13 protein-coding genes are annotated in these 12,102 nt (G+C 37.9%); 12 read left to right on the top strand and 1 reads right to left on the bottom strand.

The window, feature by feature from the left end; all coding sequences use genetic code 11:
* From J2756_RS04870 to sucC, 12 genes are all read left to right on the top strand, one after another.
* Positions 1-720 (top strand): archaetidylserine synthase, encoded by a 720-nt coding sequence (locus J2756_RS04870; RefSeq protein ID WP_209583089.1) that lies wholly within the window; start codon positions 1-3, stop codon positions 718-720.
* The gene (locus tag J2756_RS04865) at positions 714-2,111 is read left to right on the top strand and encodes a DUF515 domain-containing protein (RefSeq protein ID WP_209583088.1); all 1,398 of its coding nucleotides are present in this window, start codon (positions 714-716) and stop codon (positions 2,109-2,111) included. The genes J2756_RS04870 and J2756_RS04865 overlap by 7 nt, the downstream gene beginning before the upstream one ends.
* A gap of 290 nt (positions 2,112-2,401) precedes the next feature.
* The gene (locus J2756_RS04860) at positions 2,402-3,148 is read left to right on the top strand and encodes a class E sortase (protein WP_245315932.1); all 747 of its coding nucleotides are present in this window, start codon (positions 2,402-2,404) and stop codon (positions 3,146-3,148) included.
* Between the two features lie 134 nt (positions 3,149-3,282).
* The gene (locus J2756_RS04855) at positions 3,283-3,654 is read left to right on the top strand and encodes a dihydroneopterin aldolase family protein (protein WP_209583234.1); all 372 of its coding nucleotides are present in this window, start codon (positions 3,283-3,285) and stop codon (positions 3,652-3,654) included.
* Between the two features lie 239 nt (positions 3,655-3,893).
* A complete protein-coding gene (locus J2756_RS04850) occupies positions 3,894-4,148 on the top strand; it encodes a hypothetical protein (RefSeq protein ID WP_209583087.1) in 255 nt (84 codons plus the stop codon).
* A gap of 383 nt (positions 4,149-4,531) precedes the next feature.
* Positions 4,532-5,461: a DUF4013 domain-containing protein gene (locus J2756_RS04845; RefSeq protein WP_209583086.1), complete on the top strand. Its 930-nt coding sequence runs from the start codon at positions 4,532-4,534 to the stop codon at positions 5,459-5,461.
* A gap of 138 nt (positions 5,462-5,599) precedes the next feature.
* A complete protein-coding gene (locus J2756_RS11635; RefSeq protein WP_281063380.1) occupies positions 5,600-5,734 on the top strand; it encodes a hypothetical protein in 135 nt (44 codons plus the stop codon).
* Positions 5,735-6,171: 437 nt separating this feature from the next.
* Complete coding sequence (locus J2756_RS04840; protein ID WP_209583085.1) at positions 6,172-6,381, top strand: 4Fe-4S dicluster domain-containing protein; 210 nt, start codon at positions 6,172-6,174, stop codon at positions 6,379-6,381.
* Positions 6,371-7,495: a 2-oxoacid:acceptor oxidoreductase subunit alpha gene (locus J2756_RS04835; RefSeq protein ID WP_209583084.1), complete on the top strand. Its 1,125-nt coding sequence runs from the start codon at positions 6,371-6,373 to the stop codon at positions 7,493-7,495. Before J2756_RS04840 ends, J2756_RS04835 begins: the two co-directional genes overlap by 11 nt.
* A gap of 176 nt (positions 7,496-7,671) precedes the next feature.
* Positions 7,672-8,538, top strand: coding sequence for a 2-oxoacid:ferredoxin oxidoreductase subunit beta (locus tag J2756_RS04830; protein ID WP_209583082.1), 867 nt, complete (start codon positions 7,672-7,674; stop codon positions 8,536-8,538).
* Position 8,539: 1 nt separating this feature from the next.
* Positions 8,540-9,097: a 2-oxoacid:ferredoxin oxidoreductase subunit gamma gene (locus J2756_RS04825; RefSeq protein ID WP_209583080.1), complete on the top strand. Its 558-nt coding sequence runs from the start codon at positions 8,540-8,542 to the stop codon at positions 9,095-9,097.
* 1 nt (position 9,098) lies between these two features.
* Positions 9,099-10,205: an ADP-forming succinate--CoA ligase subunit beta gene (gene sucC / locus J2756_RS04820; RefSeq protein WP_209583078.1), complete on the top strand. Its 1,107-nt coding sequence runs from the start codon at positions 9,099-9,101 to the stop codon at positions 10,203-10,205.
* A 582-nt stretch (positions 10,206-10,787) separates the two neighbouring features.
* Here sucC and J2756_RS04815 read toward each other — a convergent pair.
* A complete protein-coding gene (locus J2756_RS04815) occupies positions 10,788-11,870 on the bottom strand; it encodes a hypothetical protein (protein WP_209583077.1) in 1,083 nt (360 codons plus the stop codon).
* Positions 11,871-12,102: the final 232 nt, after the last annotated feature.

Raw genomic sequence — 12,102 nt, 5'->3', positions numbered from 1 at the left:
ATGAATATGAAAGATTTTATTTCTTATGCAGATTTGGTTTCTCTTGGAAATGCTTCTTTTGGATTTTTATCCATTATAATGATTATGACTGGGAATCTAGTTCTTGCGGCAAAGTTTATGCTCATTGCAGTAATATTTGACTCTTTAGATGGTTGGGTTGCCAGGCATACAAAAAGGGTTGATGAGTTTGGGTTTGGAAAAAATATTGACTCACTGGCAGATGTAATATCCTTTGGTGTTGCACCCGGAATGCTTTTGTATTCGGCATGCGTAACATATTCGGTACCATACATTAATATACTAGTAGCTCTCCTAATAGTTATATGTGGGATATTAAGACTTGCAAGGTTCAATGTACTTGCAGATTTAACTACAGATTCAAGTGGGGATAAATTCGTTGGCCTACCTATACCATCGACAGCACTAATTCTTGGATCATTTTATATCTCAGGAATCTTCCAGATGGACTTGGCACTGGTCATGATGATGGTGGTATCTGTGTTCATGATAAGTACAGTTGAGTATCCAAAATTTAAAGGTACACTGGTTGTTGCATTAGGTAGCATCTTGATAATTTCAACATGTATGCCCCAAAATATTCTTTCCATAATCGCGTATATTCCTGCAAAACTTTTATTCATCGTTGCAGTAGCATATTTATTAACAGTGCCGTTTATGGATTTATACGCCAATCTTCGTAGAAGTGGTCCAAAATGTTAGATAAAATACTAGGAAAAAAGGATAAAGATAAAAAAGAAGCCCCTGATCTCCGTAAAAATGGAAAAAAGTCCGAGTCAGACATGGGGGGACGACTCAAGGACATGGTGGGTAAAGTATCAGGGAACAATGGAAAAGGTAAGGAAACAGGTGATTTGGGTGAAAAATCTTCTAACAACAAAAAAATACCCAAACCCATGCCCAGACCTAAAACGAAGCCTCTGGACTCTAAACCTAGGTTGAGACCTCCTGAGAAAAAAGCTAAAGGTTTAGGAGGTTTAGGTGGGGGTGGTGGCTTTGGAAAGAAACTTCCCGATGATGACCAGAAAACATTGGTTGGTGCGGCTGTCTTTGGTGTTATACTCATAGTTATTGCTGTAGTAGGTTACTACTTCCTGTTCTATGCACCGTATCAAGATACACTTAACGATGCCAAAATGCAGAAGTACAATGAGATTAATTCCTATTTCAAAGGAGGTTTAGCATCTGATCCAAAGAAACAAATACTACTAGCTGAGATCGATAGTGGTGTTACTCCGGATCAGGTACTGGCAGTGGATGTTCTTGGACCTGCAACAACGTCATGGAGAACGTATCAAACCCAGCAGATCAACAACAAGAAGGACACCTACAAGAGGGTGATGATAACCTATGATACTGGAAATCAAAGTTCTGACAATCAAAAGGATTTGATGATGAAGGTTGATGCGGCCCAGCAAATTGTTAACAGCGCCGATGCAAGTGTTCTGTCCAACATGGATGTTGAAACACCAGACACTGTTGCAGTTCCAATACTGGTATCCAGACTCCAGGCTGCTGGGGGATTGGTCACTGTGGGAAACACAGTTGATGTGTACCTTAGAACCAATGCTTCAAGTGGTGGAAATACTACCAATACGAGTACAACTCCTAACATCAGTGGAGCAACAGTCCTGGCAATTTTAAGGGCAACGGATAGTGGAACTATAGATGCCAACTTAACACAGGCACAGTTACAGGCAAAATATGCAGCATCAATGGCAGCATCTGCATCTGCGAACACTAACTCCACTTCAGGATCAGGATCCGCATATGGTTCTTCAGCTGGATCAGGATCTGGATACTCCAAATCTGTTCAGGTAACCAATGTTGAAGAGCTTTTAAAGGCTGCAGCATCTAGAACATGGAACCAAGGTCAGGTTAGTTCACTCCTAACTTCCTATGGATGGAGACTTGCTGACTTTGAAAGGGTGTCAAACCTGGGAGAGCTTGATGCTCAGTACATGATACTCTTGGAGGTTCCAAGGGATGATGCTCCGTTCTTAATACAGAACATGGATAGTGCAATGCTCACTGTTCCAACACAATCAGCTCCAACATGGATGATCAGTGAACTCAAAACCATCTACAATTGAAGAAGGGCCTAAAACTGGCTGTTAACATTAACAGTCAGTACGGATATTTTTTTTAATCTTTCAAACCCTTTTTTTTAAATAAATCCCTCTATAAACTCAAATTTTAAAAAAATTATTTTTGATATACTTTTTTTCAAGTTTTTATCCTATAATCTATACTTAATTTGTTCCATAACCTACCTATAATCTATAAATTGAAATTAAAACCGAAATCTTTGTTGATCACTGTTTCCCAAATTTTTGCAAGGTTCATGAGCCCATTTTCATGAAGGATCAAAGGGTTCTTAAAGATGAGTTTCATATTAATAACCATGAAAATTTCAACCATCTTCGTGGTGCTGGGTCTGCTCATAATTTCATTCTACTGCATCGTGGAAGTTAATTACTATGCATCTGCCCAGGAGGTAACCAAGAACATCTCAGACACTCCTTACCTTGAAATATCTAAAATAGGTGTTGATCAGGCCATAAACAATAAATCCATTAATTATGGTGTTTACCATGAACCTGCATCTTCCAAACCAGGCTATGGAACGGTTGTTCTTTTTGGTCACAGGACCCTTCATGGGTCCCCGTTTCTCAGGCTCAACGAGCTTAAGGCAGGAGACAACATAACCCTTGAATGGCCGGGGATAGGTAACGTGGAGTACACTGTTATCAACTCAACAATAGTTCCAGCTTCCTACAGATTATCCGTGGAACAGGGAAAAGTGCTGTTCCTTATAACATGTTATCCCCTGGGATCATCAGCTCAAAGGCTGGTGATAGAGGCGAAACAGGGTAAGATATATCCAATACAGGAGAAGACCGAGAAAAAACCCCCGAACAACCCTGAATATGCATTCATTATAATGGCTGGTTTTTTTGCGGTTGGAACGATACTGAGCTATTTATATCCTGTTAAAGAGGATAAGATCCTGATATTTGCAGCAACAGTTCTATTCACATTGCTCCTTGTGGTAGGATACTTCTATCAACCCCTTCCAGATGCTGTTGGATCAGGATTGTCATGGATGAACAGTTTATTAGGTGTTTAGATTTCAGTTTTAACGTTTTTTGGGTGTATCCAACTATACATCCCATATTAAATGTCATATTATCAGGTGTTTGAATGAAAGAGAACTCAGAGAATTTGGATACAAAGAATTTGAATACAGAAACTGTGGATAAAGTGGATGTGGATTCAGAGTACTTCAGTAATATTTCAGAAAGGGAAAGGGCAATATTTGAAGGTGCAATAACCATGGGTGCACTTTTTCATCAGTTCGTTGGAACCCCAGTCAGTATCAAAAGTGCTGAATCCCTTGAAAGATCCATAAAGGGTGCAATGGAACTCCAGCCATGTATAGAAAAACTGGAGGTTACCATAGACAGGAACACACTCCACGCCGTTGAAAATGAATATGATTACATCTCCCTCACAGGTGAAATGTTGGATGTTAAGGTTTCATCAGTCTATGGTGGTAAAAGGGTAACTGTGAGGTTGAGGTATGTTGAAGAGCTTAACTATCCCCTTATGTACATAGAAAAGATCGAAGAATAAAACCCGAGATCAGTAAAAGAGCAATGAATACCAGGGAATAAACCCTAATTTAAAAAAATAATTAAACCATTAATTTCACTATTTTTTTAACAGTGTTTTAAAAATAAAATAATTCATAACAAATAATTCATAAATGATGAAATAACCTATTTTAACCAACATAAACTCTACTTACTAAAATTGATTCATTGAACTCATTCATTGGGTTCGTTGGTGAAATTTGATACGGAGGACTATTCATGGATATTAATAACCAAACTGTTAGAAAAGAAGCTGAAACAGATAGTAATGTCACTGCTGATGAAATATACCAAGACCTTAAAAATGATTATGAAGGTGTTGAGAAGGTTACACTTAAAGATAAAAATGTTTTCTGCATCTACGCAGATGATGACACATTATGGCAGATATTTGAAGATATAATGGATGGTGTTACAAGTATAGAGTTTAATGCTGGTGCAAATGAGGCTCATTACCTTGAGATCATTCCATGAGAGATCATTCCATGAACTACTTTCCTGATTTTTGTTATCGAATTTAGTTTGAACTTCTCAATTTGGAATTTTTTAACCTCACTTTTTTTAATATTGAAATGAACTTTCATACCTAAGTACTGCTTTTATTTTTTTCAAAACTTTTGGAATTGATTGAATTAAACATTCAACGAGTTTTATTGGATTTAAAATCTTTTTAAACATGATTGATGAAGGAAATATTTTGAAAGAATTAGGAATATCCTTTTATTTTTAAAGAACATCCTAAAAATAGTTCTACTGATGCTCTTACCGGGTTATATAGAAATAAAATAGAAAGTATTAAATATTATTTTGTTATGTTAATATAATATTGATTTCAATTGTTTACAGGTGTAATGCTCATGAAGGTTGGGGAAATAGTAAAAAATTCCATTAAATATCCGTTTTCAGATTGGAAGAAGCTTTTGATTTTTGGAATCCTTGTAATGCTGAGTAGTTTAAATTATATTTTTGAATCTATGGGTGTTCTCCAATCTGCAGGTATTACTCTGATCTTATTAGCCATTTCAGGTCTTTTTGGGTTAATATTTGGGTTATTTGTATATGGGTATAAGATCAGAATTCTGAAATATTCTTTAGCTGGTTTTGAAGAACTCCCAGATTTTAACAATGGGTTTGACCTGTTTGTAGATGGTATTAAAATATTTGTGGTTGTTATCGGTTATATCCTTCCTTTTTTCTTGATTATGATAGTTGGTGGATTAGGTTTAGGTTTAACTGCGGGCATTATGGGAAATAGTGTTGTAATACTCCTTGGAATTTTGATTTTAATTGCAATTTTTTACTTGATTGTAATGCTTCCGGTATTTTTAATGGCATTGGCAAATATGGCATTTTATGATGATCTTGGGGCAGCATTTGAAGTCCGCGAAATATTCAAGAAGATCTCTAATATTGGATGGGGTAACCTTGTAAAATTGTATATAAGTGCCATAATCATTGGTTTAATTGTTATAATTATAGGAGCTTTCATTGTAGCCCTTTTCAGTTTAGCTTCGCTTAAAATTGTAGGGGTTCTGTTAATCCAATTGCTCATAGTTCCCTACATAGAGATCTACATCTACAGATCCGCAGCATTATTCTATCTATCTGAAAGCAATGGATATTTAGTCTGTGAGAAATGTGGAGGATACTACCAGTTACAGCCTGGGGAGTCTCCTGAGGATTTCAGTGATAAGTGTGAGTGTGGAGGCACTTTAAAATTTAGTGAGGTTTTGTCACTGGATGAAGAATCAGAATCTGAGGCTGGTTCAAGGTCTGGGATAAACTAAAAAACGGATTTTAATGGGGATTGGGGCTTTGGTTTTCCTTGTTGTTTGATACCATTCGTATTAACCCACACTGTAACTACCAACAACACTTTAACAACTACCAAAAGCACGCTAATAGGAAGTTATAACGTAGGTGGAATGGATTCAGTAGAGGACACCGTTGTTACCATACCTTCAGGAACCATGAATATTAGGATAAATTACAATTTATCATGGGCACCAGTAAGTACAGGCACCCATGGTCTTTTAATATGGGTTATAATGCTGATGTAAAGGGTAGGCAGTCAATAGCTCAATTTAATGGAAATATAATTTACAACAAAGGTATTCCATTTTTTAATGAGAATCAAAATAAACATGTACTTTTAATTTAAATAATTCTGCAATTAAAAGCCTTGTAATTTCAGAAAACGGTGTTAAAGGTACCATCAAAATTTACTCGGTTAAAACAAAATTAGCCATTTAAAATTATAAAAATAAGTGATTATGAGCTTGAATCTTTAATAGCAAATATTTTAATCATGTTCCGGGTTTGGATGATGCTATGACTTAAATGAACTTTGTCCTTTTTAATGATACTAATTTTAATTCACACAGTTTGGATCACTTTATAAGAACTCCACTAATTCTGCATTAATTTTTATATTATTAGGGCTATACATCATATATTGATAAATTTCTGTTTAATTACCATAAATTAGGGAATGAATATGATAACCGTTAATGAGAACTTATGCAAGGGATGCAATATCTGCACTGAGTTCTGTCCCAGGAAGGTTTATGAGCAGTCAAAAACACCCAATAAAAAGGGTGTGCGCCTGCCAGTACCAGTTCATGGGGAAAGATGCACCAGATGCGGTACTTGCACTCTTATGTGTCCAGATCAAGCAATAAGGGTGGATGAAGAAGATGAAGACTGATCAATTCTTTATACAGGGAAATGAGGCCTGTGCCAGGGGTGCCATTAAGGCGGGCTGCAGGTTCTTTGCAGGATACCCAATCACCCCCTCAACTGAAATAGCCGAAGACATGGCAGTTTTCCTCCCACGGGAGGGAGGTTCATTCATACAGATGGAAGACGAAATATCGGCACTTGGTGCTGTTATAGGTGCTGTTTGGGGCGGTATGAAGGCAATGACTGCCACTTCAGGCCCAGGATTCTCCCTGATGATGGAGCATATGGGATACGCAGCCATGACAGAAACACCCATTGTAATCGTGAACATGCAGCGTGGATCACCATCCACTGGCCAGCCAACAATGGCCTCCCAGAGCGACATGATGCAGGCACGCTGGGGATCCCATGGAGACTACGAAGTAATAACTCTTTCACCATCATCTGTCCAGGAATGTTTTGACTTCACAGTTGAAGCATTCAACCTGGCTGAAAAGTACCGTGTACCAGTTATGGTAATGAGCGATGAAATCGTTGGCCATATGAGGGAGAAGATCACCATACCTGAACACGTTGACATCACACCAAGAAAGATGCCTGAAGAATCTCCTGAAAATTTCCTGCCCTACAGGGCGGATCCCACTGGAACTTCAAGAATGCCTGCTTTCGGTGATGGTTACAAGATGCACATAACAGGATTGACCCATGATGAAAGGGGATATCCAGATGCATCCAACCCCAAAACCCATTCAAAACTGGTTACAAGGTTATGTGACAAGATCCTGAAAAACAGGGATGAAATAACCCGGATCAAAACAACCTTCACAGATGATGCAGAGGTTGTGGTTGTATCTTACGGTGCACCATCAAGGTCAGTCCTTACAGCAGTTAAAAATGCAAGAGAAGAGGGTATAAAGGCAGGTTTTGTGAAGCTTGAAACTGTCTGGCCATTCCCTGAAGAAAAACTGATCCAGGCCGTGAGCAATGCCAAAAAAATTTTGGTTGTAGAGATGAACCTTGGACAGGTATTTTACGAGGTTCAAAGGGTTCTCAGGGATAAAGAAGTTGAACTCCTCCCAAAGATCGGTGGAGAAATGCATTTACCTGAGGAAATACTTGAAAAAATAAGATCAGATTGAAACAATTAATGATTAAAATTGTTAATATCCATTAAAAAAGCTTCAAATTTGGAACATCTGTTTAATTAAGTTAAATAATATTATTTCAGACAAATAACTTCTAAATATTAATTTAAAAATAAATTTAATGATAATACAGAATTTAAGGATATACTGTAACACGGAGATGAGATAAGATGGATGAAAAGAAGGAAAGCCGTTTTATGAAGTACCTCCGGAAGGAAAGACTTCCAAACATCTTCTGCCCAGGATGTGGGAATGGTATCGTCATGAACGCATTCTTCAATGCCATGGAACTTGCAGAAATGGACTTTGACAACCTTGTACTCGTTTCAGGTATAGGGTGTTCATCAAGAATACCCGGCTACGTGAAGTGTGATTCACTCCACACAACCCATGGAAGACCAATAGCATTTGCAACAGGACTGAAACTTGCAAATCCTGACCTCGATGTTGTTGTGTTCACAGGAGACGGTGATGCTGCTGCAATAGGTGGAAACCACCTGATACATGGTGCAAGGAGAAACATAGACCTGACTGTTATCTGCATAAACAACAACATATATGGTATGACTGGAGGACAGATAAGCCCAACAAGTCCCAAGGGAAGCTATGGAAGTACAGCACCATATGGGGCAATTGAAAGGCCTTTCAACCTTTCAGAACTTGCAAAAGCAGCAGGTGCAACCTACGTTGCACGATGGACAACCACACATCCAGTACCGCTTTCAAATTCCATAAAAAAAGGTCTTGAAAATAAGGGGTTCTCATTTGTTGAAACGATATCCCAATGTCCAACCTACTTCGGACGTAAAAATAAGATGCGTTCTCCCATCGACATGATGAACTGGATGAAGGAGTCCAGTATGATGAAAAGAAAGGCTGATAAACTTCCTGAAGAAGAACTTGAGGGAAAAATTGTCATAGGAGAATTTCAGGATAAGAAAGAACCTGAATTTGCAGAGAAACTCTGCAAGTTAATTGCAGACAAATGTCAAAATGGAACTCCTCAATCAGTTAAGTCAGCTTACAAGGAGGCTTAAGATGCGTAAAGACATAAGAATAGCAGGTTTTGGAGGTCAGGGCATAATCCTTGCAGGAATAGTTATAGGAAAAGCTGCAGCCCTTCACGATGGAATAAACGCTGTTCAAACCCAATCTTACGGTCCTGAAGCAAGGGGCGGAGCTTCAAGAACTGAAGTTGTAATAAGTGATGAGGAGATAGACTATCCAAAGGTTCAAAAGCCAGACATTTTTGTAGCATTATCCCATGAGGCATTGATAGCTTACCTTGATGATCTAAAGGATGGTGGCACTTTGATAGTTGATCCCGATATGATAATTGAGGATGAGGTTCTGCCATTCGTGGAGGATCACAACATAAAATTTCACAAGGCACCTGTAACCAAAACAGCTGAAGAAGTTGTTGGATTGAAGATCGTTGCCAACATAGTGATGATAGGTGCAATAACAAGGATAACAAAGGTTATATCTGAGAAAGCAGCCCGACAGGCAGTGGCAGAAAGTGTTCCACCAGGTACTGAAGATAAGAACCTTGCTGCATTTGATGCAGGAACATCTCTAGTCGGGGAGGATGATTAACTTGAAAATTCATGAGTACATAGCTAAAAAAATATTTCAGGTAGAGGGAATTCCTGTGCCTGAGAGTATCATTGCAGAAAACCCAGAGAAAGCTCAAAAAGCAGCTGAAACTATAGGAAAACCTGTTGCCATCAAATCCCAGGTACTTGTAGGGGGTAGGGGTAAAGCTGGGGGAATAAAATTTGCAGAAACACCAGCTGAAGCTTACGTTGTAGCAGAAGGGCTTCTTGGATCAGAGGTGAATGGAGAACCTGTTGAAATAGTGCTTGTGGAGGAAAAACTGAACATCCAATCAGAATTTTATGTCAGTGTTGTTTTGGACAGGTCAACCAAAAAACCTCTGGTACTGGCAAGTCTTCAGGGTGGTGTGGATATTGAGGAAGTTGCCAAGAAAACCCCTGAAAAAATAATCAAGTACTATTTAAACCCACTTGAAGAGTTTTTACCCTACCAGGCAAGGGAAGTTGCCATTAAAATGGGTGTTCCAAGCCACTTGATCTCCAAGGTTGGTTCAATAATTTGGAAACTCTTCCAGGCATTTAAGGACTATGATTTAACCATAGCTGAAATAAACCCCCTAGTATTTACAGGGGAGGAACTTTTTGCAGCTGATGCTAAATTTGAAGTGGATGATGATGCTTTTTACAGGCAGAAAAAGCTTGCAGAACTTGAACATGTGCATAAACCTGAATTTGCATACGTTAAACTCAAGGGAAATATTGCGGTTATTGGAAACGGTGCAGGCCTTACACTCAGTGGAATGGACATGTTACACATTTATGGAGGTAAACCTGCCACTTTCCTGGATATAGGTGGTGGTGCATCGGAAGAGAGTATTGCAAAGGCGTTGAACATTGTTATCTCAGATGAAAATGTCAAAGTTGTGTTTTTAAATGTGTTGGGTGGTATAACTCGGGCTGATGATGTTGCAAGGGGTGTTCTTGATGTTATGAACTCTTCCAACCGTAAAGTTCCAATTGTCATAAGGTTAACAGGTACAAATGAAGAGGAAGGTCAGAAAATACTTGCTGAAGCAGGACTTTCATTCGAAACTTCCATGGAAGAAGCTGCAAAAAAGGCAGTTGACATCTGCAAGTCCATGACTTGAACACCTTTTATTTTAACATTTTTCAAATATCTTTTTCAACCCATCCTTTCATTTTAACCTAATCCTTTTCCTACTTTTATTTTAAAAGAACTCTTAATATTTCACATAGTTCAATATGGAACGTCATTAATTCTGAGAGTTGTTGTTGTTTAAATTCAATGATCCACTTCATCCCACCTATCAAGAATGAGTGGTATATACCTAGAATCTTCATAAGTTAAGGATGTTACACCTGAAGTTAGACATACTGAAGAGTATTATTACCCACTTTTCATGTCAATTCTTTTAATTCAGAAAAGTTTTATTTTAATTTTTAATTATTTTAATTTTTAATTATTTTAATTTTTAATTTATTTCTCTATGCTTTAATTCAATATTTCTTTAAAATTCATTTGGCTAAAAAAGTTAAGGTAAAAAAATAATTCCTAGGATACTGATATTATGATTTTTAGAATTAGACTATTGGCCAATAAAATAATGGAATAAGGTAGTTTACTTAGTAAAAGAACTAATTTCCAGTACAAAAACTTAATAAATTGAAACCTACCTGATTTCAATTATTAATTGTTCTAAATCTTTAAATCACACTCTAGTTTTAACGTTAACAACATGGGCCATAACAAGTGCTGAAAGCATCATGTAAGTCAGCATTGCAGATCCATTGATGGTTCTGTTAAAGAGGAACAGTCCTATGATGGTCTGGCAAATGAATGCTGTCAGAGCACCTATTAAAAGTGCTTCACGGCCCAGATATCTTCTACTCCCATTTTTACGTGTGCTTCTATATTTCCTGAGTATGTAAAATCCTGTGAACATTACAAGGAGGCACCAGCCAAGGAAGAGTATTAAACTTCCGTATCCAAAGTCGAATGCTATTCCAAATATTCCAGGGAGCATGTAATCTATTACATCCTTTTTTGTAACAAGCACTCCAAAGAAGAGTGGAAGTGGAAGTGTGAATAAATTTATGAGGTTCATTGGGAGGGATATGTAGCCATCGGATCCTCCAAGACAGTTGGCTCCCCAGTAGCAGGAACCCTGCACATGCCCCCAGAATGTGGTGTTATGAACAACCATACCTAGGCTGGGCATTGCATTATCTTCAAGACGTGAAATTCTCAAGAGTGGGCTCAGCACGGCTTTGTTGAAGATCCTTGAAAACAGTTCCAGCACTCCAAAACTTCCCAAAGCCACAATTAACAGGCCTATTACTCTTTTTGGAGTAATTTGAGACGTTCTTTTGAAGCTCTTGGACATTATAACGGTTCCAATGATCCATCCAAGGAACCACAGTAACAGGAATGATCTGTGCATAAGGCCTCCTGCAACTGCTATAACAAAGAAAAGGATGTAAGAAAGTGCCTTGATGGACGATGATTTAATGTCCACTTCACTCAAGAGACTTGCAGATGCAGCAAGGGTTACCCATCCAAAAACAGCCAGAGGGCCGAAGGGGTGGGTGAATTCATGGTGCGAGAGAAATGGTAAAAAAAGGAAGGTTGCATCCAATCCAAATACCAGTGCCAGTAGGGCAGTTAATAACAATGAAAGGAAGAGAACCATACTCAATGGGATGGTTATTATATTGAAAAGGAGAAGTACTCCAACATGAATCATTATTGCGACTTCCAATATGAGCTGAAGATGGTTTTGAGCTATAAGCATGTTTATCACTATTAAATCAGTACTAATAATATGATCTGTAATTAAAGGAATTATTCTTTGATTTTTTTTAATGTATTACAGGATTATAATTATAATTGGTTCACTTTTAAATTATCTTTGCACAGTTAATATTGTATCTATCTAATTTTCTTTAAGGCAGTTTAATTTATTCAAGGGATTCATTCCATCCATACCCTTTTCATTCATAATTTCATGGGATTTGATACCTTGA

The sequence above is a fragment of the Methanobacterium aggregans genome (genome assembly GCF_017874455.1).
In the GTDB taxonomy this organism is placed as follows: domain Archaea; phylum Methanobacteriota; class Methanobacteria; order Methanobacteriales; family Methanobacteriaceae; genus Methanobacterium_C; species Methanobacterium_C aggregans.
This window is presented reverse-complemented; position numbering and strand designations above follow the sequence as displayed.